The sequence below is a fragment of the Bacillota bacterium genome, assembly GCA_013178305.1.
GTDB lineage: Bacteria > Bacillota > Sulfobacillia > JABLXB01 > JABLXB01 > JABLXB01.
Window position 1 is genome coordinate 31,309 of the sequence record JABLXB010000003.1, and the last position, 25,368, is coordinate 56,676.

The 25,368-nt window shown below is 62.7% G+C and carries 22 protein-coding genes; 13 read left to right on the forward strand and 9 right to left on the reverse strand.

Translation table 11 applies throughout. The features are described 5' to 3' along the window. Window position 1: 1 nt before the first annotated feature. Complete coding sequence (locus HPY55_07885; protein NPV70546.1) at window positions 2-376, reverse strand: nucleotidyltransferase domain-containing protein; 375 nt, start codon at window positions 374-376, stop codon at window positions 2-4. 310 nt (window positions 377-686) lie between these two features. Between HPY55_07885 and HPY55_07890 the strand changes: the two genes are divergently transcribed. Beyond that, window positions 687-1,496 carry an Fpg/Nei family DNA glycosylase gene (locus tag HPY55_07890; GenBank protein ID NPV70547.1) on the forward strand — a complete coding sequence of 270 codons (810 nt, stop codon included), beginning with the start codon at window positions 687-689 and terminating at the stop codon, window positions 1,494-1,496. Between the two features lie 13 nt (window positions 1,497-1,509). On the opposite strand, the gene HPY55_07895 is transcribed toward HPY55_07890, so the two are convergent. From HPY55_07895 to HPY55_07905, 3 genes are all read right to left on the reverse strand, one after another. After that, on the reverse strand, window positions 1,510-1,809 hold the full coding sequence (locus tag HPY55_07895; protein ID NPV70548.1) for a DUF3795 domain-containing protein: 300 nt from the start codon (window positions 1,807-1,809) through the stop codon (window positions 1,510-1,512). 264 nt (window positions 1,810-2,073) lie between these two features. Further along, window positions 2,074-2,925 (reverse strand): RNA polymerase sigma factor, encoded by an 852-nt coding sequence (locus HPY55_07900; protein NPV70549.1) that lies wholly within the window; start codon window positions 2,923-2,925, stop codon window positions 2,074-2,076. A 14-nt stretch (window positions 2,926-2,939) separates the two neighbouring features. Beyond that, entirely contained in the window at window positions 2,940-5,381 is a 2,442-nt protein-coding gene (locus HPY55_07905) for an AAA family ATPase (protein NPV70550.1), read from the reverse strand. 926 nt (window positions 5,382-6,307) lie between these two features. On the opposite strand from HPY55_07905, the gene HPY55_07910 reads away from it, so the two are divergent. The 11 genes from HPY55_07910 to HPY55_07960 all read left to right on the forward strand — a co-directional run bounded on the left by HPY55_07910 (window position 6,308) and on the right by HPY55_07960 (window position 16,457). Then, a complete protein-coding gene (locus HPY55_07910; protein NPV70551.1) occupies window positions 6,308-6,964 on the forward strand; it encodes a class II aldolase/adducin family protein in 657 nt (218 codons plus the stop codon). Window positions 6,965-7,032: 68 nt separating this feature from the next. After that, entirely contained in the window at window positions 7,033-7,476 is a 444-nt protein-coding gene (locus tag HPY55_07915; GenBank protein ID NPV70552.1) for a PTS transporter subunit EIIA, read from the forward strand. A gap of 66 nt (window positions 7,477-7,542) precedes the next feature. Further along, window positions 7,543-7,854, forward strand: coding sequence for a PTS sugar transporter subunit IIB (locus tag HPY55_07920; GenBank protein NPV70553.1), 312 nt, complete (start codon window positions 7,543-7,545; stop codon window positions 7,852-7,854). 30 nt (window positions 7,855-7,884) lie between these two features. Continuing rightward, window positions 7,885-9,171 carry a PTS ascorbate transporter subunit IIC gene (locus HPY55_07925; protein NPV70554.1) on the forward strand — a complete coding sequence of 429 codons (1,287 nt, stop codon included), beginning with the start codon at window positions 7,885-7,887 and terminating at the stop codon, window positions 9,169-9,171. A 183-nt stretch (window positions 9,172-9,354) separates the two neighbouring features. Beyond that, window positions 9,355-10,278, forward strand: a complete 924-nt coding sequence (locus HPY55_07930; protein ID NPV70555.1) for a phosphotriesterase-related protein — start codon at window positions 9,355-9,357, stop codon at window positions 10,276-10,278. 20 nt (window positions 10,279-10,298) lie between these two features. After that, window positions 10,299-11,249, forward strand: coding sequence for a phosphotriesterase-related protein (locus tag HPY55_07935; GenBank protein ID NPV70556.1), 951 nt, complete (start codon window positions 10,299-10,301; stop codon window positions 11,247-11,249). 21 nt (window positions 11,250-11,270) lie between these two features. Then, a complete protein-coding gene (locus tag HPY55_07940) occupies window positions 11,271-12,086 on the forward strand; it encodes an HAD family hydrolase (protein NPV70557.1) in 816 nt (271 codons plus the stop codon). 80 nt (window positions 12,087-12,166) lie between these two features. After that, a complete protein-coding gene (locus tag HPY55_07945) occupies window positions 12,167-13,114 on the forward strand; it encodes a thiamine pyrophosphate-dependent dehydrogenase E1 component subunit alpha (protein ID NPV70558.1) in 948 nt (315 codons plus the stop codon). Then, window positions 13,107-14,084: an alpha-ketoacid dehydrogenase subunit beta gene (locus HPY55_07950; GenBank protein ID NPV70559.1), complete on the forward strand. Its 978-nt coding sequence runs from the start codon at window positions 13,107-13,109 to the stop codon at window positions 14,082-14,084. Before HPY55_07945 ends, HPY55_07950 begins: the two co-directional genes overlap by 8 nt. Before the next feature lie 65 nt (window positions 14,085-14,149). Next, window positions 14,150-15,406 (forward strand): 2-oxo acid dehydrogenase subunit E2, encoded by a 1,257-nt coding sequence (locus tag HPY55_07955; GenBank protein ID NPV70560.1) that lies wholly within the window; start codon window positions 14,150-14,152, stop codon window positions 15,404-15,406. Between the two features lie 76 nt (window positions 15,407-15,482). Next, window positions 15,483-16,457, forward strand: a complete 975-nt coding sequence (locus tag HPY55_07960; GenBank protein ID NPV70561.1) for a sugar-binding transcriptional regulator — start codon at window positions 15,483-15,485, stop codon at window positions 16,455-16,457. A 58-nt stretch (window positions 16,458-16,515) separates the two neighbouring features. Here HPY55_07960 and HPY55_07965 read toward each other — a convergent pair whose 3' ends face one another. The 5 genes from HPY55_07965 to HPY55_07985 form a co-directional block, all read right to left on the reverse strand. Further along, window positions 16,516-17,157, reverse strand: coding sequence for a TetR/AcrR family transcriptional regulator (locus HPY55_07965; protein ID NPV70562.1), 642 nt, complete (start codon window positions 17,155-17,157; stop codon window positions 16,516-16,518). Between the two features lie 16 nt (window positions 17,158-17,173). Further along, window positions 17,174-18,394, reverse strand: a complete 1,221-nt coding sequence (locus tag HPY55_07970; GenBank protein NPV70563.1) for a TolC family protein — start codon at window positions 18,392-18,394, stop codon at window positions 17,174-17,176. A gap of 2 nt (window positions 18,395-18,396) precedes the next feature. Continuing rightward, the gene (locus tag HPY55_07975) at window positions 18,397-21,561 is read right to left on the reverse strand and encodes an efflux RND transporter permease subunit (GenBank protein NPV70564.1); all 3,165 of its coding nucleotides are present in this window, start codon (window positions 21,559-21,561) and stop codon (window positions 18,397-18,399) included. Beyond that, a complete protein-coding gene (locus tag HPY55_07980) occupies window positions 21,558-22,706 on the reverse strand; it encodes an efflux RND transporter periplasmic adaptor subunit (GenBank protein ID NPV70565.1) in 1,149 nt (382 codons plus the stop codon). The genes HPY55_07975 and HPY55_07980 overlap by 4 nt, the downstream gene beginning before the upstream one ends. Window positions 22,707-22,992: 286 nt before the next feature. Continuing rightward, a complete protein-coding gene (locus tag HPY55_07985; protein NPV70566.1) occupies window positions 22,993-24,150 on the reverse strand; it encodes a UxaA family hydrolase in 1,158 nt (385 codons plus the stop codon). 216 nt (window positions 24,151-24,366) lie between these two features. Here HPY55_07985 and HPY55_07990 point away from each other — a divergent pair, with 216 nt between their 5' ends. After that, window positions 24,367-25,344 (forward strand): creatininase family protein, encoded by a 978-nt coding sequence (locus HPY55_07990; GenBank protein ID NPV70567.1) that lies wholly within the window; start codon window positions 24,367-24,369, stop codon window positions 25,342-25,344. The last annotated feature ends 24 nt before the right edge of the window (window positions 25,345-25,368 follow it).

The following is a 25,368-nucleotide window of genomic DNA, read 5'->3' on the forward strand; positions in this document are numbered from 1 at the left end:
GCTAAACCCCCTCCAGGACCTCATCCAGATATCTCTCGAGAAACGGGCGAAAGTCCGCTGCACGGCGGAGTACGTTCTCCTCGTATTCGCTCCTGAACCCGGCATCCAATGAGTACACGCATTGCCCGCAAATGGCGTTGCCCTGGAATACCGAATGAGTCTCCTGCAAGAGCACCAGGTCAACGGGATAGGGAGCAAACACGTCCTGCAGAGCGTTGTGTATCGAACTGTACAGGTCAATCCTGCCCCGCGGCCCGGGAAGACCGTCTCGAAAAACGACTCCAACGTCGATGTCGGCAAGGGGGTCGACCCTTTCCCGCCGGGCACCCTGCAGGATCTCCATTGCAGCCTTAACCTGCGAGCCAAAGATGTACATCAGGGCAACCCCGTTTTCGCGGGCGATATTATCAATTGTCTTCTGCTTGTCCACTGTTCGGGCGCCTCCCGCTCATAGTGTACCATTTTTCGGAAGGTGGGTGATAGGTTCCTCCGCGCGGTACTATCTCAGGAATTCGACCTTGAGAGCCTGTCGAACCCCTGCTCGGATACGCGCCTGGCAATCCTCGTGAGTTCCGCGGCTATCTCGTTCACGTTGGATTGCAGCTCGGCCACAGTCGAGGGGTATGGGCCGCAAAGGCCACTTTGTGGTAGTATTAGGGTGTTGGATTCGACAGGAGGCGCGACGAATGCCTGAACTACCCGAGATCCACAACCTCGCTCGCCAGATGGACGAGGAACTCAGGGGGAGGACCGTCGGTGCAATCGAGATCCGGCAGGTCAAATGCCTGAACGTGCCGGTCCCGGAGTTCGAATCCCTCGTGCTCGGCAAGACACTCGGGCGCTCGGCGTCGAAGGGGAAATGGGTGTTTACGGACCTTGAACCGGGCGTGACCTTTCTCCTCAATCTGGGCATGGGGGGGAACGTAGTCTACCACAAGTCACCGGAAACCCTGCCGGCGAAGTATAACGCCAGAGTCTACTTCAGTGATGGCTCCGCGCTCAGCATCGGGTTCTGGTGGTTTGGATACATACATGCGGTCAAGGCCGGCGACATTTCGTCGCACAAGATGACAGCCAGGCTTGGAATGGACCCGCTTTCGGAATCATTCACGTTCCAGGCTTTCAACGCCCTGCTCGAAGGAAAGAGGGGCGCGATAAAGACGGTCCTGCTGGATCAGGAGTGCATCGCCGGCATTGGGAACGTGTACGCCCAGGACATCTTGTTCAAGGCCCGACTCCACCCCAACCGGCGGATACCGGACATCGGCGAATCCGAACGGCGGCTTCTTCACCGTGCAATAGTCGCAAACCTGAAGGGGGCCGCGGCGCTGGGCGGCCTGGCGTACGAAAAAGACCTGTATGACAGGCCCGGTGGCTTCAAGGAGTTCCTGGTTGGGTACAAAGAAGGGCAGCCGTGTCCTACCTGTGGCTCCACGATCCTCAAGGTGAAGACGGGGGCCACGGCGTCGTACGTCTGCCCCTCGTGCCAGAAGTGATCGAATCCGCGCCCTAGTAGCGCGGTATCGACTTCTGCTCCTCGTAGTACCTTTCGACGCCGACCTCCTTCATTCGGTCATTGATCTGCTTCCACCTTAGCAGATGCACCTCGTCGTACCTGTTTCTCTCGCACGGGTACTCCCTGCACTGGAAGCAGTACTCTACCCTCATCTCACGATAGCAGTCCTTCGCCGAGCAGGCCGGATATACCCCTCCCCCTGCGCGACACCCGGGGCACGATGCCTTACTGAAATGCTCGAGCATGTCCCTGAACTGTGGGTAGCCCGCGAACACCGGCATGAAACCGGCCATCGTGGTCGCGATCTTCCCGTAGTCCCCCAGCGCCTAGAGCAACTGAGCGCTGAGTTTCTTCACAACGCCGTCGTGGTACCCCACGCACCTCGCGCACGAGATGCCGCAGGGCGCCAGGTCGTTCAGGATTCCCGGGTCAAGTTGCTTTTTCTCCAAGATAATATGCCTCCCCGCGAGTGCAATTCCGCGCCCGGTTACAGGCGCAGTCCCACAGTCCTATATGTGAGGATGCTCTCGATACGAGAAAGGTGCGGTGGTGTTCCCTTATTCGCGCAAGGCACGGATTACGCTTGTATACCAGGCGTCATCCGGCTTGCGCTCGGGCAGGCTGCGGAACAGCGCCAGTACCCGGGACATGGTGTCGGGATCACTTCTCGCGGCGTAAGCGGGGTCAGTGAAGTCCGGGGGTTCGGCGCCGAGTTCCTTGAGTCGGTTCCGGACGGTGGCGCGGTCCCGCACGAACGCCGCCCATGCGCGGCAGCGGCATGCGTTCTCGGGCAACACCCACTCACAGTGATGGCCGAAGAACGCGTTCATGTTCTCGCGAGCCCTGTGCAACACCGCCTTGGCTGCGGGCACTGACTTACCGAGCACCACTGCAACCTCGGCTACTTCGACCCCGAATATGTCGACCAGCGCAAACGCCACTCGCTGTTCGAGTGGCAGGCGGGTAGCCATCGCCGTGAAGCACCCGTCGCGGATTTCGCGGACTGCCTCATCCACGATGAGCTCGTCCTCGGGTGACGGGTCAGAGGAAGCCGGTTCGGTGGGCACCCAGCGGTCGATGCCATCTTTCGAAGAGTGAACGTAATGCTCTTCCGGGAGCTCACGGGCTGCCCGCCTGCGCGCGTGCTGGAAGAAGGCATTCACGCATATCCGCCTGATCCAGGACGGCAGCGCGTTGCGCTCGCGCAACTGCCCCCGGGACTTCCAGGCAAGGAGTAGAGTGTCCTGGACCAGGTCCTCGGCGTCGTCACGTGTGCCGGTCAACCGGCAGGCCAGGGAGAAGATGTGGTTACGACGATGATAGAGCTCACGGGTGAACCACTCATCGTCCACGACGGCCGCGCCAGGGACGGTTGATCTGGCGCCGGTCTCACCAGGACCCGCTGGCATGCCACGCCCCCTACTCATTCCTGCTTGTCGCCCTGGGCAGGCTGTTCCCTGTCCCGGCCTGCCTCGGTCCCCAGCTTTCGTATCCTGTCGGACATCTCTTGCAGGCGCTTCTGTACCAGGTGATAGACCGTACCCTCGGGGAACGAGCCATCCGGCTGCCTTTCCCCGGCCGGCATCCCCGTCAGTATCTCGATGCCATCTCCTATAGTCTTCACGGCGTATACGTGGAAGCCATCCTCCCTGACGGTCTCGACGACCTGCTCCTTTAGCATGAGGTGCTCCACGTTGCTCTCGGGGATTATCACACCCTGATCGCCCGTCAACCCCTTGAGCCTGCACACCTCGAAGAACCCCTCGATCTTCTCGTTTACGCCGCCGATCGCCTGGACCTCGCCCCTTTGGTTCACGGAGCCGGTCACCGCCATGCCGCGCCTGATCGGGACGCCCGAGATAGCCGAAAGCAGAGCGTATAATTCCGCCGAGGAGGCGCTGTCGCCGTCAACCATGTCGTAGCTCTGCTCGAACACGAGTCGCGCCGACAGGCTCAGCGGGAAGGCCTGCGCGAAATGCGCGGTCAAATAGCCTCCGAGTATCATCACGCCCTTGCTGTGCAGGCGCCCTCCGAGCTTGGCTTCGCGCTCGATGTCGATGATGCCGTCGCGCCCGAGACCCACGCTTGCGGTTATGCGCGACGGCCTTCCGAACGCGATGTCGCCGAGGCTTATCACCGACAGGCCGTTGATCTCCCCGACGGCGCTCCCCGTTGTCTCGACCTTGAGGATACCGCGCGTGGTCATCTCGCGGAGCCTGCTCTCGATGAGGTTCGAGCGGTAGACCTTGGACTCGATCGCCCTGACCACATGGCCAGGGCCGACGTGGTGCACGTTGTCACGAGCCGCATAGAAGTTGGCCTCGCGAATGATGTCGGCGATCTCGGCGAAGTGGGTCGACAGCTTGGTCTGGTCTCCCGCGAGCCTCGAGCTGTGCTCTACGATCTTGGCTGCGGCGCCGGCGTCGAGGTAGCGGAGATCCTCCTTCCGGCACAACTTGCACAGGAATGACGCGTACGTCCTTACGTTGACCGGCGTGCGCTCCATCCTGGTATCGAACTCCGCTTTGATCTTGAAGAGTTCGTTGAAGTCCGGATCGAGGGCATAAAGCTGCTGGTAGAGCGCAGGGGTTCCTATCAGGATGACCTTCACGTCCAGCGGTATCGGCTGAGGACGCAGGGTCTTCGTGGCCATCAGGCCGAGGCGCTCGCCGGCTTCCTCTATCACTATCTCGCGGCTGCGCAGCGCGCGCTTCAGCCCGTCATACGCAAGCGGGTTCCTGAGGATCTCCTCAACAGGGATTATCAGGTAACCCCCGTTGGCGCGGTGCAGTGAACCGCTCCTGACCAGGGTGAAATCCGTGACCAGCACGCCCAGCTGGGCTTCCTTTTCGATACGCCCGAACAGGTTGTTGTACGTCGGGTTTATCTCCATTACGACGGGAGCCCCTTCGAGCCCCGTGTTGTCGACCACCACGTTGATGGCGTATTTCCGGAACGGGATGTCCCTGACCCAGCCCGGCGTGACCCCCGGGGGAAGCCCCTCGGGCTGAGGCACGTTCTGGCCGCGGAGCTGGGGGATGTTCTGCAGAAGGTCCTCACGCATTTCGTCCATGTGCGACACAACGTCGGGGTTGTCCTTGAACGCATCTTTGATCTGCTCGAATTGGTGCCCGACCGTGAATATCACGACCTCGCGATCGAGATCCTCGATGGCCGATGCCGCGTCGCGATCGATCCGGCGGATCTCGCGCAAGGTGTCCAGCAGCTCGGACTCAAGCGCGCTGCGCCTGGCCGTAATCTGTTCCTTTGCGTCGTTGGGAAGCGCGGCGAACTCCTGGTCGCTCATTGGCCGGCCCTGGACCAGAGGGACTATCAGCAGGCCAACGGGAGTGGCCTGGATTACGAACCCCTCGGCCTGGGCGCGCTGATTCAGCGCGCCAATGAGCTGCTCGCGCCTGCGTCCGAATGTTGCGAGCCGCTCCTCCTTCTGTTTCGCGTACTGCTCACCCTCGAATGCTTTGGGCACTTCCGCGCGCGCCGCGGATACGAGCGCAGCCACGTCCCGCGCGAATCGTGCGCCCTGGCCGGCGGCTACGCGGATCGCCCTGGGCTGGTAGGGATCGCGGAAGTTGTGCGCGTAACACCAGTCGGACGGGGCGGGCTTCATCCTGGCGAAGTGCCCCACGAACTCGTTGACCGCAGTTGAACGCCCCGTGCCGGCTTCGCCCGCAACGTATATGTTGAATCCCTCGCCGCTGATGGCAAGCCCCAGCTCCAGAGCCTGAATGGCTCTGTCCTGGCCCACGATGCTCTCGATGGGTTGGAGTTCCTCCGTCGACTTGCACCCGAGGTCGTCCTGCTTGCACACCGCCCGCAGGTCGTTTGCTCCAATCTGCCGTGCCATGCTCTCACCTCACGCATAGGCTCATTGTGCCGCCTGTCTCCGGTTCTACGAGGAGGACGAAAACCCCTTTTGGGTGCCCGGATAGCGCCAGCCTCCCGTTTCCGGGGGTTCGCCGCGGCTTAGCGGTGTTATGTAACCATTGGCATCGATGCGAATATAATGTCTCAGAAAAACCGCAAGGGGGTGATCGACGTGCCCGAAGGCAAATGGGGCGGTGGCTTCTGGGGCAGCAGCTGGGTTTTCATCATTTTCATCGTAATAATCCTACTGTTCTTCTGCTCGGGTTGGAGTTGATGCCGGGGCCGGATCGAGACGACGGGAGCCGTCCAAGGACGGCTCCCGTATAGTTGGGGGTCCTGTTTAGCTGAAACAGCCGTCGCCGAACAGGAGCAGGATGAGGACCAGGAAGATTATGAACACGAAATTGCCACCGAAGAAACCGCCACCCTTTACCTCGGCCATAACTTACACCTCCTTCTCTCGCGGTAACCTCGATTGCCGTCATTCCGGCTCCAGGGTCACCAGCCGGACCCGTCGCCGAAGATGAGAAGGGTCAGGACAGGGCTCTAGTTGCCGAAGATCAGCAGGATGAGGATCAGGAAGATGATGAACGCGAAATTGCCACCAAAGAGCCCGCCTCCATCCCATTTCGCCTCAACCACTGCTAGCGCACCTCCTTAACAGGCCAGCCTATCTTGCGATACATAGTATTCGGGCGCGCTATCCAGAGTTACATAAGCCACAACCTGTAGACGCGAGACCGGCCCCGCCGATAGACGCGTGCACCACCATCAGTGCTTGACCCATCCGCTCACATTTGCTAAATTGAAGGTGACAGTATTGTATATCGTGAAATTCTGTTCAGATATCTGAAGCCACGCCCCGTATAACCGATCGCTCCAAACCGGCGTCTGGGGGGTAAGCGCATGTTACTGGAGGACCTACGCTCGGAGGCACTGGCTACAGCAGTCGAACTGGAACGCCTCGGACTGGCGTCCGTGGGCCCCGTCAAAGGCAGCCTGTCCGCGCGCGACGCGGGTAGCGGCAATGTGGTAATGTCGCCTAGCGGCATGCGCTACGGGAACCTCGCCCCCGCGGACTTTGTTGTGATCGACTCCGCTGCCGGCGTGCTGGAAGGCGCTCGGAAACCCTCACTCGACCTCGTGTTTCACCTGGCCATCTACGCCGCGCGTCCCGATGTCTCGGCCGTTATTCACACGCACTCCCCGTACGCCTCCGCGTTCGCCTGCCTGAACCGCGAGATACCCGTTATAATGCTGAGTCAGGCAAATACGATCGGCGGTGCAATCAAGGTCGCCCCATTTGAATTCCCCGACACAAGAGATCTCGGGGAGTCCATCGCGAGGACTATCGGGCGGCTGAACGGGGTGCTGCTGGAGAACCACGGCGTGGTCGCGGTCGGTAAGAGTCTCGGCGAGTGTCTCACCAACGCCTGCATCATCGAGAACTGCGCAGAGATCTACGCTATCTCGAGCAGCCTCGGTTCGCCCCGGGTACTTGACAACGACCTGATAGACAGGGCGCGGCGGTTCTACGCGTCGCGCTACGGGCAACGCGGCTGAAGACGCGGCGGAATGCGCGTCGGGCATGGCGGAAGACGTGGCTGAACGACCGATACGAAGGTGATTACTTGCTGGCCGAACTCCTTAACGAAAACACGATCGCGCTAAAGCAGAAAGCGGTCGACTGGAAGGAGGCGGTGTCCCTGGTGGGCAACCTCCTCGTGAAATCCGGCGGCGTGGAACCCGCATACGTCGAGGCAATGAGACAAACCGTCGTGGAGTGCGGGCCATACATAGTACTGGCCCCCGGCATTGCCCTCCCGCACGCCCGTCCCGGGGAATCCGTCAAGCGCACCTCCATGGCTCTCGCTACCCTGGAGCGGCCGGTTGAATTCGGGGTTCCGCACAACGACCCGGTCGACATACTCATCTCGTTTGCCACGACCGACAACCAGTCGCACATCCAGGCGCTCGCCGAGCTGAGCGCCATACTCATGGAACCCGCGAACATCGAGCGGATCCGCGCCGCGACCAGCGCAAGGCAGGTAATGGCCCTCTTTGGGCGCGAATGACTGGCTCGAGTACAGCCACGTGGGCGGCTTAAGTTGCTTACTCGGGTGAGGGGAGGTGAACTGAGAATGGATGACAAGGGCAACCTGAAGATCCTCGTGGTCTGCACTTTCGGCGCGGGGAGTAGCCTGATGCTGCGGCTGAACATCGAGGGAGTGCTGAAGGAGGCGAAGATCCCCGGTGTCACGGTGGAAGTGGCCGATACCGGCACATTCAAGGGGAAGGAAACCGACATCATCGCAGTGAGCGCGTCACTGGAGAAAGCAGTGCAGGGACACCCCACGGCGAAGAAGGTGGTCCCGATCAAGAGTTTCTTCGACAAGAAGGAACTCAGGGACAAGTTCGGCGCCGCTATTGACGAGCTCAGGGCAGCCAGGTAGCAATCAATAACGGATCAAGGGGGAGTTGAAGTGGCTTTCCTCGATTTCTTCATTAACCAGGTCCTGCGCCAGCCGGCGAACTTCCTGGGCTTGATCGTTCTCATCGGCTGTATTCTCCAGGGGAAGGGCGCGAAGGACTCGATCGTCGCCACTGTCAAGACGATAGTCGGCGTCAAGGTCCTGCAACTTGGCTCGGGCACGCTGGTCAGCGCGTCTAAACCCATAATGGAGGCTCTTACCAAGGCGTACAACATCCGCGGCGTCGTCATGGACCCGTGGACGCACGTCGGCGAGGCCATGCAACGGATGCCAAAGGACATCGTGGCGAACGTCGGGCTCATCATGGTAGCCGGGTGGTTGCTCCACCTGCTGTTCGCAAAACTCAGCCCTATTAAGGTTGTCTACCTGACCGGCCACGTCGCGTTCAGCGACACGGTCTGCCTGACCTGGTTCGTGTACGAATGCATGAGGCTTGATGGCACCGCGGCTATAGCCGTGTCTACCCTCATATGCGCCATATACTGGTGGTTCTTCCCATCGTTGATCTATCCGTACCTCAAGAAATTCATCGGCGATACCCCGATCACCCTCGGACACAACCTGTGCATCTCGGGTATCATCACCACCTACCTTGCCAGAGTCGGTAACCCCGACGACAGCGCCGAGAACCTCAAGCTCCCCGGCTGGCTGTCGATGTTCGGCGACTCCGTCGTGGCGTACGGTCTCGTCATGGCCGTCCTGTACTTCGCGTTGACCGCGTTCATCGGTCCAGCGGCGCTCGCCAAGGACGCCGCCGCCGCCGGCCAGAATTACCTGTTCTACGGTGCGATGCAGGGTGTCCAGATCGCGGTCGGCATTACCGTGCTTCTCATGGGTGTCAGGATGTTCCTCGCGGAGCTGCTGCCTGCGTTCAAGGGATTCGCGGACAAGGTGATCCCGGGCGCCATCGCGGCCGTTGACAACCCGGTATTCTGGCCCTACGCACCCACCGCGGCTCTACTCGGCTTCGTCGCCACGGTTGTCGCGCAGCTCGTCGCGCTCGGCCTGCTCGTCGCGTTCAAGTCGCCTATCATCGCCATCCCGTCAGTCATCCCGCTGTTCTTTGGCGGGTGCACCCTGGGCGTGTTCGCAAACGCTTACGGCGGGTGGAAGGGAGTCCTGTTCGCTTGCTCGGTGATGGGCTTCGTTAACGTGTTCGGCTCCGCAGCTCTCGCGGCGGTCGGCAACCTGTCGGTCGGCGTTGCGGGCCATACCGACTACAGCACGATCTGGCTCGCGTTCTTCGGGCTCATGAGGGCCATCTTCGGCGGCAGATAACACGACTGACAACAAGGCCATGTCCTCCATATCCGTCGCCTGCCCGGGTTCCACCGCCCGGGCGGGCGACGGGGCACTCCATGCGAACGCGGCCAGTACCGCGCGGGCGGGCGCCTGCGGATAGTGCCCAACCCGACAGACAGTCAAAGAGACAGGCAGTCAAAGGAAAGGAGGGTGCTTGACATGGGCAGGATTCAGACCATTCTCGGAGACATCAAACCCGGAGAAATGGGCGTAACGTACTCGCACGAGCACCTGATGACCAGGCCACCCAACAACGTAATCAACGGCGATGTGGACCTTCTGGTAGACGACCCGTCCAAGCCGCGCCAGGAGCTCGCGATTTTCAAGGCGGCTGGAGGCGAGACGGTCGTGGAAATGACACCCAGGCACTATGGACGGAACCTCCCCGTGATGGTCGAGGCATCCAGGACCACAGGCGTACACGTCATCGCTTGCTCCGGATGGCTCAAGGGGGCTTATTTCCCCAGGGAGACCGAGGAGCTCTCCAAGACGCAGCTAGCCGACATCGTGATAAGGGAAGTCACCGAGGGGATGGACGGCACCAGGATCAAGGCCGGCGTGGTCAAGGCAGGGACCATGTACAACACCATGAGCGCGACAGAGGAGAAGGTCCTCCGCGCAGTGGCGATAGCGGCGAAAGAAACCGGCGCGCTCGCATCGACGCATACCGAGAAGGGGACCATGGGAGTCGAGCAGGTCGAGGTCATGGTTTCCGAGGGGCTGGACCCCTCCAGGATAGCCATCGGCCACATCGACCAGAACATCGACCCCTACATTCACCTGAAGATCGTCAGGATGGGCGCGTACGTGCTATATGACGGGTTCTCCAAGATCAAGTACGGCCCCGACGCGGAGCGCGTTTCGCTCCTGCGCATGCTGAGGGAGAAAGGGTACGGAAAGCAGATCCTGATCTCGTGCGACATGGGCCGGCGATCGTACTGGAAGAGCTATGGTGGGGGGCCCGGGTTCGACTACATCTTGAAGAAGTTCCTCCCAAGGCTCCTGGACGAGGGCTTCCCGAAAGAGTTCGTCGACGACCTTATCCTGGCGAACCCGCACAGGGCATTCGCGATAGAGAAGTAGGTCGAGAGGAGCTGAATCACATGGCATCTGTTCAGACCGTCCATGGGCCGGTCGCTCCCGAGAAACTCGGGGTCACGAACATGCACGACCACCTTTACCGTGGCGGCGGAATGGAGGTCATCATCGACTCCGACTTTCTCATGAACGACATTGAGAAGGGGACGCAGGAGCTCAAGAGTTTTTACGAGGCCGGCGGCCGGTCGTTCGTGGAGATGATGCCGATCGGTTGCGGCAGGAGCGTCAACGCCTACCTGCAGATGGCGAAGGAAGTCCCTGTGAACATCATCGCTGCGACAGGCTTCCACAAGGGCAAGTTCTACGAGAGGACTCATTTCGTGCACAACTACTCCGTGGACCAGCTCACGCAGCTGATCGTCGAAGAGGTCACGACGGGCATCGAAACCCACGATTACAACGGCCCGTTCGTGGAACGCAGCAAGGCGAAGGCCGGGATCATCAAGGGCGGCACAGGCTACTACACAGTCAGCCCGCTGGAGGTCAAGATGCTGAAGGCGGCGGCGAGGGCCCACCTCGAGACCGGCGCGCCCATAGCCACGCACACGGAATACGGGACGATGGGGCTCGAGCAGCTCGAGATCTTCCGCAAGGAAGGCGTCAACCTCGAGCGCGTGGTCATCGGCCACCTCGACAGGAACCCCGACCCGTATTATCACCTCGAGGTGCTGAAAAGCGGGTGCTACGTGCAGTACGACTGTGCTTCAAGGGCGAAATACCACTCTGAGAGCTTCACGGTCGACCTGATAAAAGCGCTGGTCAAGGCGGGGTATGGGAAGAAGATCGTCTTCGGCGGCGACCTCGGGAGGAAGTCGTACTTCAAGGCATACGGCGGCGGCCCCGGCCTGGCCTACATCCTCGAGTCGTTCGTACCGCGGCTGCGGGTCGAAGGCATTCCCGGCTCTGTCATCGAAGATATCTGGGTGAACAACCCCGCGCGGATACTCGCTTTCTAGTGGACGGAGAGGGGAGAACGAATGTCCGAGGTCAGGATGGCGGCCATCGACGTCGATGGGACTCTTATCGACGACGATGACAGGATGCCTCCGGAGAACGCCGGGGCGGTCAGGAGGGCGATGGCCGCCGGCGTCAGGATCGTCCTGGCGACGGGGCGGGCCTACGAGGGAGTCAGGTACATAATCAAGGAGCTCGGGCTCACGGACCCCCTCGTCCTTCTCGGCGGATCGATCGTGATGACGGCTTCGGGGCGGGTCATGAAATCTTACGCAATGCCTTCCGCCCATGTGAAGGCCGTGTACGAGTTCTGCAGGCAACGCGACCTGTCAGTGAGGGCGCAGGGCCCGTATGGGATGTACCTTTTGTTCAGGAACCCCGAGCACCCCGACGTGGCACTGATTCAGAGGCGACTGCGTGAATGGGCCCCGTACGACTACGCGGTCATCTACGATTACGGGCGGCTGCCGGTGCGGGGCATCAACAAGGTCACGATTCTCTTCGACACCGTTGCCGACATGCACAGGCTGCGGCTGGAGATATGCTCGAGCCTGCAAGGCGTGAGCTACGCGCAGGCGTACAGGAACTGGATTGAAGTCACGTCTCTGGGTATCAGTAAACTGAAGGGGATCAAGTACGTTGCCAGAATTCTTGGCGTAAAGCGACGGAATATCGTAGCAATCGGCGATAATGAGAACGACCTCGAGCTTGTGAAGTGGGCGGGTCTGGGCATATACGCCGATACGGCTCCCGCGGTCCTCAAAGAACATGCGCGCATGATCGTGCCCGCAGGTGAACCCGCGGTTGCCTGGGGACTGTCCCGCCTGGTTTCCGTGTGACTTGAGGAGGTGGCTGATTGAGCGCGAGAAAGGCGAACCTGCCACTGTCCAGGGACAAGTTGCTCTGGGCCCTCGACACCATGTTGAAGAACAGGTACTTCGAGGAGAAAGTGGACGAATTCTTCGCACAGGGTAAGATACACGGCACCACCCACCTGTCCATAGGCCAGGAGGCGTGCGCAGCCGGCGCAATGGCCGCGATCGAGACGGGTGACTACATCACGGCTACGCACCGCGGCCATGGCCAGACCCTGGCCAAGGGCGCCGACGTCAACCGGATGATGGCCGAGCTGCTGGGGAAGGCGACCGGCTACTGCAAGGGTAAGGGCGGTTCGATGCACATAGCGGACATCGAAAGCGGGAACCTCGGGGCGAACGGGGTCGTCGGGGGCGGAATCGCCATAGCGGTCGGAGCTGCGCTCGCTCTGAAGATGCAGAAGCGGCCCAATGTCGTACTGTGTTTCTTCGGCGACGGCGCCATCGCGCAGGGCGTCTTCCACGAGTCCGCGAACCTCGCCTCGGTGTGGAAGCTGCCCGTAGTGTTCGTCTGCGAGAACAACCAGTACGCGATGTCCATTTCCAATGAAAGGGCGCTGGCCTGCCGCGACGCGGCAATCAGGGGGCAGGCGTACGGCATGCCGGGCGAGCCGGCGGACGGCAACGACGTGCTCGCGGTGTACGGAGCGGTTAAGAAGGCCGTCGATCGCGCGCGCCGCGGCGAGGGGCCGGGCTACGTCGAACTCCAGACGTACAGGTGGAAGGGCCACTCCAAGAGCGACGCGAACCGCTACCGCACCAAGGAAGAGATCGCCCAGTGGAAGCTCAAGGATCCAATCAAGCGATTCAGGACCTTGCTCATCGAGAACGGTGTGATCGACGAGGCCGTCTTTGAGGCCATGGACCGCGCGGCGCGCGAGGCCGTAGAGAAGGCGGTCGAGTTCGCGCAAAACAGTCCCGACCCCGGCCTCGAGGAATTGACCACAGACGTATACGTCGAGACCGCTGCGGGGGGTGCCGTGAATGCGTGAGCTCACCGGGGCGCAGGCGATCAGGGAAGCGCTGCGCGAGGAGATGATACGCGACCAGCGGGTCTACCTCGCCGGGGAGGACATCGGCCTCTACGGCGGGGCGTTCGGCGTTACGGCCGGCCTTGTGGAGGAGTTCGGCCCCGAAAGAGTGAGGGAGACCCCGATCTCCGAAGCGGCTATCATAGGCACGAGCATCGGCGCCGCCCTGCTGGGCATGAGGCCCGTCGCCGAGATCATGTTTTCGGACTTCATCACGATCGGCATGGACCAGCTTGTGAACCAGGGGGCTAAGGTCCGCTATATGTTCGGCGGGAAAGCCAGCGTGCCGATGGTCCTCCGCGCGCCGGGCGGGTCCGGCACCGGCGCCGCGGCGCAGCACTCACAGAGTCTTGAGGCCTGGTACGTTCACGTGCCGGGGCTGCTCGTGGTCATGCCGTCCACGCCTTACGACGCCAAGGGCCTGCTTAAGTCGTCCATCCGCGACGACAATCTGGTCGTGTTCCTGGAGCACAAGCTCCTGTACCGCGCCAGGGGGGACGTTCCGGAGGGTGACTACACGATCCCCCTCGGCAAGGCCGACGTGAAGAGACAGGGCACTGACGTGACCATCGTCGCCACGTCGATGATGGTACACAAGGCGCTCCGCGCGGCCGGGGATCTGGCCGGCAAGGGGATCAGCGCCGAGGTCATCGACCCGCGCACGCTGGTGCCGTTCGACAAGGAGACCGTTATATCGTCTGTCGCAAAGACGGGGCGGCTTGTCATAGTGCACGAAGGGGTCAAGAGGGGCGGCTTCGGTGGCGAGGTCGCGGCCATTATCGCGGACAGCGAGGCGTTCTATTACCTCGATGCCCCCATCAGGAGGGTGTGCGGCTACAACATCCCGATACCGTACAACCCCGTCCTGGAGAAGCACGCGGTCCCGACGGAGGAGTCCATAGTGGCTGGAGTGCTGGAATTGTTCAAGTGATACAGCGGACTGTCACGGGCCGGCCGCGGGCCGCCGCGAGTCTGCAGGGTTGGGGGGTCTGGAATATGCCTGTACCAGTGATAATGCCCAAGCTCAGTATGACGATGGAGCAGGGCGTCATAGTATCCTGGTTCAAGGAAGAGGGCGCCCGGATCGAGAAGGGCGAGCCGCTGCTCGAGGTGAGCACCGACAAGGTGAACTTCGAGGTCGAGTCGCCGGCGTCGGGCATCCTCGAGAGAATCATCGCGAAACCCGGAGACCAGATCGCCGTCACGGAGACGATTGCGCTCATATCGCAACCTGATGAAACCGGGAAGGAGGCTGCGGCTCCGGCGCCGTCCGCGGCACAGACCGCGGTGGCGCAACCAGCCGCTCCGGCGGCCCCAGTCGGCCCCGCGCCGCCACCGCCTCAGGCGCCGGCCGCTATACCGCCGGAAGCCCCATCGAGACCCCGGGCGACGCCAGCCGCGCGAAGGCTCGCGAGGGAAGGCGGCGTCGAGATCTCCACGGTACCAGGCACGGGACCGGGTGGCGCGGTTACGTCGGCGGACGTGTCAAGCGTCCTGGGGACGGTCGCCGCCGGGCCCGCCCGCACGACCCAGGCGCCGGCGGCGGTTTTGCCCGCGCCACCCGCTGAGAGGATCCTGCCGTACGAGGGCGTGCGGAAGACCATCGGCGACAGGATGACGCTCAGCCAGCATACGGCGCCGCAACTCGCCATGTCGACGCTTGTGGACTTCACCGCCGCCGCGGATATGCGCGAGCGCCTCTCCGCCCACGTCGAGGCAGGTGGCGGTCCGAAGCTGACCTACACCGACATCATAGTCAAGGTCGCTGCCGCCGCGCTGAGGTCGCATCCGAAAGTCAACTCGTCGCTACACGACGACGGCATACACGTGATGGCCGGCGTCAACGTCGGGGTTGCGGTCGCCCTCACTGACGGCTTGGTAGTGCCGGTGATACGCCAGGCGGACAGGAAGGGCCTCGCCGCGATAGCTCAGGAGAGGGCCGTGCTCGTCGACAAGGCCAGGAAGGCCGCGCTCAGGCCCGAGGACGTAGGCGGAGGGACGTTCACCGTTTCGAACATCGCGCAAAGGGATGTTGACTGGTTCGCACCGATCATCAACCCGCCCGAGGCCGCTATCCTGGGGATCGGCCGGATCGCGCCGAGGGCTGTTGTAGACGGTGACCAGGTTGTCCCGAGGCTGTCAGCCTATTTCACACTCGTGTTCGACCACCGCGTGCTGGACGGGGCGGACGCGGCCGAGTTCCTTCAGACCCTGAAAGACTTCATGGAAGACCCGGCGTTGCTGCTCGCCTGACCCCGCCGCCTGAAGCGAGGTTGTCGGGCAGCGTGCGGCGGCCGGATTTAGCGAAGGGGGGATCGCGTCCCACCCGATGTCGACGATACTGAGCAGGACCGGAAGCCGTGGCGGCTCGACCGCCCACCCCGACCTTTCGCTACTTACGAAGGTCGCGCGGCTGTATTACGAGGAAGACCTGTCGCAACGGGAAATCGCCGCGCGACTGCAGATGTCGCGTCCCACCGTGTGCAGGTTGATAAAGCGGGCCAAGGAATCCGGCCTCGTGCGAATCTCAATCGTCTCACCGGTCCGGCAATGCTCCGCGCTGGAGATCGGCCTCGAGAAGCGCTTCGGCCTCCGCCAGGCTGTTGTCGTGACCGCCCAGGGGGTGGAGCCGAAGCAGGCCATCGCTGGAGCGGCTGCGGACCTCCTGGTGAGGATCATCAAGCCGGACGACGTCGTGGCGGTATCGTGGGGGAGCACGCTGCGGGCGGTTGTCGACGCGCTGAAACCGGTGAAGGTGAAGGGCGTGACAGCGGTCCCGCTCATCGGCGGCGCCGGCAACACGAGTATGGAAGTGCACTCGAACAGCATCGCGGTGGATCTGGCGCGGAAGCTCGGCGGGTCGTGGAGGGTGCTGTACGCCCCGGCGGTAGTAGGCAGCGCGGAGCTCCGGGATGCCATCGTCGACGACCCGAACATCAAGGAGGTCCTGGACACCGCGCGGGCGGCCGATATAGCGATGGTCGGAGTGGGCGTCCCCGTCGAGACGTCCACCATGGTGAAGACCGGCTATCTCAAGCCGGAGCAGATCCGGGAGCTCAGGGACCACGGCGCCGTGGGCCACATCTCCTGGTTCTACGACATCGATGGGAAGATCTGCGACGCCGAGGTGAACCGCCGCATCGTCGGGCTCCCGCTCAGGGAGTTCAAGGGGATCAAGCGAGTCATCGCCGTCGCTGCCGGCCCGGGCAAGGTCGAGTCGATCCGGGGCGCGCTCCGCGGGGGTTTCTGCGACACGCTGGTGACCGACGACCGGACGGCGGAATCCATTCTCAAGGGGTCGTAGAAGCGCCGGCTCGAGGCCGCGAAGCGTACGCGGCTCACGGGACCGGCGCTCAGTGTCTCTACGCGGACAGGCCGTGCATGAGCAGGTCCATGACCTTGCCCGCGATGCTCTCGACAGGCGTACCGCCCGCGCCGGGTTCGAGGCAGGAGATCCGGTACGTGGACAGCATCACGTGGAGCATCGAGAATAGGAAACACGATGCCACGCAGGTGTCCACGGGCCGCAGGCTCCCTTCGTCCACCCCTTGCTGGATGATCCTCGCGAGAGCATCGTGGATGAACCGCGCCCTGTGGCTCCACGCCCAGTGCTTCAGTTCGACGCTGACAGGCTCAGGGTCGTTCAGGACCAGGAACGTGATCGCGTTCTCGCCCGAGATCATGGCCGCCTGGCTTTCGATTATCCGTCTTATCTTGTCCCTGGCGTCCGACCCCGCCAGAATGTACTCCGCCGCCTGCCTCCAGAACCTCCCGAGGTGGTATTTCACGGTCTGCTCGAACAGGTCCGTCTTGTTCTCGAAGTACTCGTATATGGTGCCCTTTCCCACGCCTGCGGCCACTGCTATGTCCTCGACCTTGGCCTCGTGAAAACCGCGGACTCGGAACACATCGAGAGCGGCCTTGAGCATCTGTATCTGCTTCTCGGGCAGGTCATCCCACAGCGCAGGGCGCAGGTCCTCAGCTACAGCACGCGAGTCTAGCATTTACCGTTCCCTCCGTTCAGAAGCCCATCCCCGATGGTTTGGACCCGCTCGACGCGCCACCCGACGACGAACCCGACCCCGCCGAAGACGACATCGATGAGGACGACAGGTGGCCACCTTCTTTCAGGAACTCCCACTTCGCAGCCGCCAGCGCGTAATCGAACTGAGCCTGGATCGCCTGGGCTTCGATCTGCCTCAGCGTCGAGTCCGCCGACGTCACCTCGAGGCTGGTGCCCACGCCCGAATCGTACCTCAGCTGCGCGAGGCGGAGGTTCTCCGAAGCCTGCTCGAGGCTTTTCACAGTCAGGTGGTAACGCTCGTCGGCCTCGAGGAGGCTCTGGTGCTGCAACCGTATTTCGAGCTCCGCCGCCTGGCGTGCGATATCGAGCCCCAGCCGTGTCGACTCCACGTTTATGGCGGCCTGCTTTACCGTCCACACGTTCGGGCTGAAGTGGTCCAGCGCGAGCTTGTGATACAGTTCGGCCATCCGGAGGGACTCGGACGCCTTCCTTATGTCGAGGCGCTTACCCAGGGCGTTCGCGACCACCTGCGATGGGTCGCCTGCCTTCGGGGTGTCGTACTTGAACTCCGCCGCGACTGCCACCTTCCTGGATAGGTCGTTACCCAGCAGCTGGTTGAGGGACATCACAGCCATGTCGCGGGCCTTCGAAGCCGAGGCAAGCGAAACCTTCGCGCTCGACACACCGACTTCGGCCGCGAGGACGTCGGTTCTCGGGACGAGGCCCGCCTCGAATGAGGCCTTCGCGGACTCGAGCTGCTCCTCGGCCCGCTTGACCCCCGCTACTTGCGCGTTGAACATCGCTTCGGCCTTCAACACGTTGTAGTACGCATCGGCCACCGTGAGCTGCATCTGCTTCCGCGTGATCTCGTCGCTGGTCCTCGCCGTTTCCAGCGCGGACGCGGCGTTCTCGGGGTTGTAGTACTTGACGAGGCGCAGGTCCCACGTCGTGACGAAACGCTCGTCGAGCGAATGAGCTGTCTCCTCCGCCTGGTCCGCAGAGAGCTCGGCCTGCTTGACAGCCAGTCTCGACTGCGCGATCACCGTGCTCGACTTGAGCGCCTGCTGATATGCGTCTTCCAGGGAGAGCACCGGCGTCTCACCGGCCGCCATCCCCGTTGCGGCCACGAGGCACGCAACCATTACCCCCGCCAGCAGCACCGCGGCGATCCTTTTGCCCCCGCGGGACTGCGACCGCGAGACAATTGAAGTCTTCATTATCACTTACCCCCCGCTTCGCCGAGGGCCGGTTGCGCGCTGCGCTCCGCGACCGGCTTGTGGCGGTTCTTGCCGTATACCCTGGCGGTGATCCAATCCGACAGCCGCTCGACCAGGTCGTACGCCACCGGAATGACGATCAGCGTCAGCACGGTTGACGTGGCCAGACCCGCCGCGATGACCGTCGAGAGGGGCGCCTGTGTCTCCGCGCTTTCACCAATGCCCAGGGCCAGGGGCACGAGCCCGAGGATGGTAGTGAGGCTCGTCATGAGGATGGGCCGCAACCTGTTGGGGCCCGCCTTGAGCAGTGCTTCCCTCATTGACATCCCGTCGCGGCGCCTGAGGATGTTCACGTACTCGATGAGCACGATGGCGTTGTTGACCACGATGCCTACGAGCAGGATGAACCCCGTGTACGACACGATGCTGATGCTGCGTCCCGTAAGGAACAGCCCCCAGATCGCGCCGAGCGCCGAGAGCGGTACGGTGAACATGATCACCAGCGGCTGCAGCAGGCTTTCAAACTGCGCCGCAAGTAGCATGTATATGATCAGGACCGCGAGGAGCAGCGCCTGCCCCAGGTCGCGGAACGACTCGGCCATACTCTGGCCCTCGCCGCTGAACTCCCACGAGTACCCCGGCGGCAGCGTGAACGTCCTCATCCTGGCCGAGACGTCGTTCAGTACGCTGGACAGGTCGCGGCCCGCTATGCGGGAGTTGACCGTCACTATTCTCGACTGGTTCTCGCGGCTTATCGAGATAGGACCGGCGCTCAGCGTAACCGTCGCCACGTCCTGCAGCATGATCGCCCCACCTGACGGAGTCGGGATCTTCAGGTTACTGAGATCCTCCAGCTGCTTCCTCTGTGACTCCGGCAGGCGCAACCTGACCGCTATCTCGTCGCCGCCTATGCGGAAGTTCGTCGAGACCTGGCCGGTCAACGCGGTCCTGATCGCGCTCGCCACCTGGTAAGTGCTCAAGCCCAGATCGGTCGCCCTGTCCCGGTCGACGAACACCTGCGCTTCCGGGAGCCTCGCCTCGATGGAAGTCCTGACATCCCTCGTACCCGGCACCGAGGCTATAATCTGCGCCACACCGGCGGCTGCCTCTTCGAGTATCTTGAAGTCGCGGCCCGCCAGGCGTACGGAGACCGGTGACCCGCCGCCACCCATGGACATGAACCCACCCGCGTCGATGCGGATCTTGGCCCCCGCAATCTGCGAGGTCTTCCGCCGCAGGGCCTCCATGACCTGGGCCGTCGATCTCTTCCTCCCGGCTTTCGGCACGAGCTGCACGTCGACCGAACCCATGTGTGTCCCGCCGCCGCCGAACCGCCCGCCTGAACCCGATGTTGCGAATATTGCCTCGACTTCCTCGACCGAAGCCAGTTCCTTTTCGATGGCGCTTACGATCGCGTCGGTCTGGCTCAGCGAAGTCCCCGCCGGCATCTCGACGTTCACGCTGAACTGACCCTCGTCGGAGTCTGGCATGAACTGCTTCCCGACGAACGGGAACGCTGCCACCGTCAGGAGCACGCACACCACCGCCATAGCAACCACCAGGCCCCTGCGGTCCAGCGCCCATACGAGCCAGCGCCTGTAGACGCCGGGGATCGCCTCGTTCGTCCACCTGTGAATCCAGCCCAGGACCCGCGCGGCGCGCCCGCTCTGAGCCTCGCGCGTCTGCCCGCCGGAGACGAGGAGCATCCTGTAGCAAACCATCGGGACTACGGTCACAGCCACGAGCAGCGAGGCCAGCAGGGAAAACGTCACGGTGAGCGCGAGTTCCCTGAAGAACTGGCCTGTGATGCCCTTGACGAACAGGATGGGGAGGAACACCGCGATGTTGGTGAGGGTCGAACCCCATATCGCGCCGCCCACCTCCACGGTTCCTTCCACAGCGGAAGTCCAGGGGTCGTGGCCCTCCTCCGCGTACCTGTAGATGTTCTCGAGCACCACGATGGAGTTATCGACCATCATCCCGACGCCCATCGCGAGGCCGCCGAGGGACATCATGTTGATCGTCAGCTTGCCGACATACATCATGAGGAACGTGGCGATTATCGAAATCGGGATGGATACACCGATGACGAGGGTGTGCCTGAGACTCTGCAGGAACACGTACAGCACGACCACCGCCAGCAGCGCGCCCCCGTATGCGTTGCTGTAGACGTCGTTTATCGATCGCTGAGTATACTTGGCCTGGTCGTAGACGGTCTTGATCTCCGTCCCCTCGGGGAGCCTCCTCGAGAGGCGCTTGACCTCCTCGGTGACCAGCTTCGATACCGTGACTGTGCTCGAGCCGCTCTGTTTCCTGATCTGTATACCCACGCTGGACTTCTGGTTCATCCGGGAGTACTGCTTGACCTCTTCCACCGTGCGCTCCACCCGTGCGACGTCGCGAAGGTTCACGGCGGCGCCCCTCGCAGAGCCGACTATCACGTTGCCGATTTCCTCCACCGACTTGAACTCGCCGAGCGTCCTGACGGTGTAAACCGACCTGCCGGATTCGGCGCTGCCACCCGGCATGTTAACGTTTTCTGCCGTCAGTGATCGCGCGACGTCGTCGAACGTGAGCCCGTGGTGGTTGAGCATCTCCTGGTCGAGAGTGACGCGGATTTCTTCCTTGTTGCCTCCGGTGACGTCCACCGCGGCCACGCCCGGGATCCTCTCAAGGGCCGGCTTCACGGCGTCCTCGGCGAGTTTCCTCAGGGTCACGGGGTCCTGATTGCCGCCCATGCCCATGTACATGATGGGCATGGACCCCATGTCGAACTTGAATACCATCGGGGCGTCGGCGTCCTTCGGCAGTCTCGACTTGGTCTGCTCCGCCTTCTCTCTCACCTGGAGGGCGGCGTAGTCCATGTCGGTGCCGTATTCGAACTCGACCATGACGATCGAGGACCCTTCCCGGCTGGTAGACCGGACCTTCTTGGCGTTGCTCACGGTGGAGAGCGCCTGCTCGATCGGATTTGAGACGAGCCGCTCGATCTCCGCCGGACCTGCGCCCTGGTAGCCCGTGATTACCGCAACGGTGGGGAACTCGATCTTCGGGAACAGGTCGACGTCGAGCCTCTGGAACGAGAACGCCCCGAACACCACGAGCACCAGTATGAGCATTGTCATGGCGACGGGCCTTCCGGCCGACGCCTGCGCGAGCCATTTCATTGCGCTTTGCTACCTCCCCCGGTCGTGCCCTTGTCGCCCGGCGCCTTCACGGATACCGGCGCGCCGTCCGCAAGCAGGTGCTGGCCGCTGCTGACGACCAGCTCGTCGTCGGACAGGCCGCCGACGATCTCCACCATGGTCCCGTTGAACAGACCGGTGGTCACCGTGCGCTCTTGAGCCTTCGAAGGGGTTCCCGGCATGACGACGTAGACCACCTGCCTGCCCACCCGTTCGACCACGCAGTCCTTCGGCAAGGCGAGAACGCCCTCTTTCTTGCCAAGAGACAGCGCGACGCGCGCGAACATGCCCGGCTTCAGGTCCTCACTCGGGTTGTCGATCTCGATCTTTACCGGGTACGCTTTCGTCCGTGAGTCAGGACTTGGCCCGACGCTGTCAACGCGGCCCTTGCGGGTGATCCCGACTGCGTCGATGCGGATGTTGACCTCCGCCCCGGGCTGGACTTTGTTGACTGCCCTCTCCGGGACTCCTATCTCAACGAACACGGTGCGAATATCGACTATCGTCACGAGCGGGGCCCCGGGCGAGACGAGATTCCCCGGGTCCACGGCTGCGCGGGACACGGTGCCTGCCTGAGGCGCCGTGAGCACCAGGCGCTCGCCGTTCGGGCCGCCGGCGACTCCTCCCGCCTGGCTGAGTTGTTCCTTTGCCGCGCGATACTGCGCCTCCGACAGGTTGACCCTGTTCTGGGCGGCTTCCCATTGCTGTCTCGATATCGCCTGCTGTTTGTACAGGGTGTCGAACCTCTGGAAGCTCAGCTTCGCGTCCGAGAGGTTGATCTCCGCCTGAGTCAGGGCTGCGCGCAGCGAAGCGAACTCCGCGCTGTCTATCTCGAGTAATGGCTCTCCGGCGGCAACCTTCTTGCCCACGGACGCCAGGACTCGCACGACCCTGCCGGGGATTTTGCTGGTGACCTGCACTTCCGAACCCGGCGCCACGTTGCCGCCCATCTCGAGTCTCTCCTCAATAGTGACGCGACCCACGCGGATCGCCTCGACGACCTGGGCGACTTCCTCCGTCCTGGCCACCTTGCCGGAGTTCCTTTGCTGGGTGATCCTGAATCCCGCAACGGCAACTATGACGGCCGCGATCAATATCCACACCAGCTTTGATGTCAACCGCTTCACTCGCACTACCTCCTTGATCGACCTTTCCAGCAATTCCATACGGGGGACGGCCCGCCAGGTCTGAAGGGGGGAAGGCGTTTTCACCAACCGACCGGCCGGTCGGTAGCAACACAACACATATATACCACGGTGGGACTGCAGGATCAACCAGTTTAATCAAGATTTTATAAATGGTTCCTACCTGCGGCGAAGATGCCAGATGTGGGGGAATATGGGGGGCGACGGGCCCGCCGCGCCGGCTACCGGAGGCACGATCTGAAGTGCGCGCGTGGCGGGCCGGTGTACCTCAGAGCGTCGGCCCGATCCTGTATATCCCGAACTCGTCGTGCCCCAGGACCTCGGAGCGCGTGAGCTTCCCGTCGCACACCGCGAGCACTTCCCTGGCGATGGCGTCTCCGACGGAGGCGACGGTCTCCGGCCCCTCGACGATCGTTCCGGCGTTAATGTCCATGTTATCGCGCATCCCGCTAAACGTGCCCGAATTGCTCGCGACCTTGATCACGGGCACAATAGGGGAGCCGAGTGGGTTGCCGCGACCCGTGGTGAAGACTACTATCTGCGCGCCCCCTGCCACCATCCCGACGAGCTGGTCGACGTCCATGCCGGGGGTGTCCATAACGACGATGCCTTTTCGGGTCGGGCGTCCGGCGTACTCTATCACCTCGTTCACCGGCCCCTTGCCGGCCTTGTGTATGCAGCCGAGGGACTTCTCTTCTATGGTGGTGATGCCGCCGCGGATGTTCCCCGGGCTGGGCTGTGTCCCGCGCATGTCGACCCCCATCTTGAACGCGCCGTCCTCGATCCGCTTGACTATCTCGACGCACCTGCCCGCCACTGATGGCGTGCACGCCCGCTGCGCGAGGAGGTGCTCGGCGCCGATGAGCTCGGTGGTCTCGGCCAGGATTATCGTCGCGCCGTGCTCCGACAGGGCATCGCACGCGTGGCCCAGCGCGGGGTTGGCTGAAAGGCCGGAGCAGGCGTCGGACCCGCCGCACTCGGTCCCGAGGATCAGGTCGGACACCGGGCACTCCGCCCGTCTCGCCGTCGACGCCTCGATGGCCATCTCGGCGGCAAGTCGAGCGCCCCGGGCGATGGCCTCGATCGTGCCTCCGGCCTCCTGGACCGTTATCATCTGCACGGGCTTCCCATGGTCGCGTATGGCATCGCGGACCGCTTCCGGTTCGATGACCTCGCAACCCAGGCCGACCACGATCGTTCCGTACACGTTCGGGTGGGCCCCGAGACCCACCAGGGTCCGGAATGTCTGCTCCTTGTCGGCTCCGACCTGCGCGCAACCGTGCTGGTGGCTGAACGTCACGCACCCGCGCACGAGCGAAGCGATCCCCGCCGCGGCGCGGCACGAGCACGACACCGTCGGGAGAATCAGAACGTGGTTCCTGACTCCGGCGCGGCCGTCGGGCCGCCTGTAACCCGAGAACTTCATGTGGACTCCTCCAAAATACAACCTGGTCTCAGTCTAGGGTTACGGCGCGCAGGATTCAAGCGGCTTCTCGCCGCCCGCGAGGAAATTTGCCGCGCTTCGGGGGTGCGAGTGGGAAGGAATCCCGACAGCGCGCGTAGAAAGCCATGGTATGAAGCTGGTATACCAGCATTGTACCAGAATTCACGAACGAACACGAGAAAGCGGGAGGGCGACGGAATGAGCGACGAGCGTTGGGAGATACCCCCGAAAAGCGGGCACCTGGATAGCCCTTCGGGCATTTACTTTCAGAACATGACCATGAATGAGGTCGCCGAGCGGCTGAATAGGTGCGACCTGCTCATCATCCCCATTGGGAGCACCGAGGCGCACGGTCCACACGCTTGTTATGGGGAGGACACGTTCCTCGTCACCAGGATGGCCGAAGCCGTTGCGCAGCGCACCGGGTGCACTGTGTCGCAACCCGTATGGTTCGGGACGCACCCGTACCATCACATCGGGATGCCGGGCACTGTCCCCGTCGACGAGGACACGTTCACGGCCTACCTGTCGAGCATCATCGCGGGGTTCTGGAACGCCGGATTCCGCAAGCAGATCCTGCTCAACGGGCACGGGCAGGAATACGTCATCCCGACCGCGATCCACAGGTTCGCGCGCCGGTTCCAGGTCCCGAGCCTCATCATCAACCTCAACTGGTATTACGCGATCCCGCAGTTCGTGAAGGACAAGGCGCACGGTGGGCCGTTCGAGACCCCGTTCGTCCACGCCGACGAGTGCGAGACATCGTTCTCGCTCGCGCTTTTCCCCGAGTACATCAAGATGAAAGACGCGGTCGACACCCAGTTCCACGGTTTCCTGCCCCCCGGCCACGTTGACAGCGCCGCAAACGCGTACCAGCGGCCGATTCCGTGGTACGCGCACGCGGGAGCCGGGACCATCGAGATAGCGGGCAATCCCGAGGGCGTCGTGGGTAAGGCCACGCTTGCCAGCGCCGAGAAGGCGAAACCGGGGGTCGAGGCGCTGCTCGACTACATGGAGAGACTCGTGAACGACATCATGAAGACGTTCCCACCGGGGAAGGTCCCGCCGGCTTCGAAGGTGACCCAGCGGTTCAGCCAGGAGGAAGTCGACCAGTTCCTGAAGGGCCCGCTCAATGGTGGGAAGCACCTGTACACGATAGCCTGGCCGCCGTATTGAGAGGCGTGCCGGCAGGCGTATTGC

Coding starts and splice junctions, on each gene's coding strand:
- HPY55_07885 (NPV70546.1), bottom strand. CDS start 376: ATGTACATCTTTGGCTCGCAGGTTAAGGCTGCAATGGAGATCCTGCAG.
- HPY55_07890 (NPV70547.1), top strand. CDS start 687: ATGCCTGAACTACCCGAGATCCACAACCTCGCTCGCCAGATGGACGAG.
- HPY55_07895 (NPV70548.1), bottom strand. CDS start 1,809: ATGGCCGGTTTCATGCCGGTGTTCGCGGGCTACCCACAGTTCAGGGAC.
- HPY55_07900 (NPV70549.1), bottom strand. CDS start 2,925: ATGCCAGCGGGTCCTGGTGAGACCGGCGCCAGATCAACCGTCCCTGGC.
- HPY55_07905 (NPV70550.1), bottom strand. CDS start 5,381: ATGGCACGGCAGATTGGAGCAAACGACCTGCGGGCGGTGTGCAAGCAG.
- HPY55_07910 (NPV70551.1), top strand. CDS start 6,308: ATGTTACTGGAGGACCTACGCTCGGAGGCACTGGCTACAGCAGTCGAA.
- HPY55_07920 (NPV70553.1), top strand. CDS start 7,543: ATGGATGACAAGGGCAACCTGAAGATCCTCGTGGTCTGCACTTTCGGC.
- HPY55_07930 (NPV70555.1), top strand. CDS start 9,355: ATGGGCAGGATTCAGACCATTCTCGGAGACATCAAACCCGGAGAAATG.
- HPY55_07935 (NPV70556.1), top strand. CDS start 10,299: ATGGCATCTGTTCAGACCGTCCATGGGCCGGTCGCTCCCGAGAAACTC.
- HPY55_07940 (NPV70557.1), top strand. CDS start 11,271: ATGTCCGAGGTCAGGATGGCGGCCATCGACGTCGATGGGACTCTTATC.
- HPY55_07945 (NPV70558.1), top strand. CDS start 12,167: ATGTTGAAGAACAGGTACTTCGAGGAGAAAGTGGACGAATTCTTCGCA.
- HPY55_07950 (NPV70559.1), top strand. CDS start 13,107: ATGCGTGAGCTCACCGGGGCGCAGGCGATCAGGGAAGCGCTGCGCGAG.
- HPY55_07955 (NPV70560.1), top strand. CDS start 14,150: ATGCCTGTACCAGTGATAATGCCCAAGCTCAGTATGACGATGGAGCAG.
- HPY55_07960 (NPV70561.1), top strand. CDS start 15,483: ATGTCGACGATACTGAGCAGGACCGGAAGCCGTGGCGGCTCGACCGCC.
- HPY55_07965 (NPV70562.1), bottom strand. CDS start 17,157: ATGCTAGACTCGCGTGCTGTAGCTGAGGACCTGCGCCCTGCGCTGTGG.
- HPY55_07970 (NPV70563.1), bottom strand. CDS start 18,394: ATGAAGACTTCAATTGTCTCGCGGTCGCAGTCCCGCGGGGGCAAAAGG.
- HPY55_07975 (NPV70564.1), bottom strand. CDS start 21,561: ATGAAATGGCTCGCGCAGGCGTCGGCCGGAAGGCCCGTCGCCATGACA.
- HPY55_07985 (NPV70566.1), bottom strand. CDS start 24,150: ATGAAGTTCTCGGGTTACAGGCGGCCCGACGGCCGCGCCGGAGTCAGG.
- HPY55_07990 (NPV70567.1), top strand. CDS start 24,367: ATGAGCGACGAGCGTTGGGAGATACCCCCGAAAAGCGGGCACCTGGAT.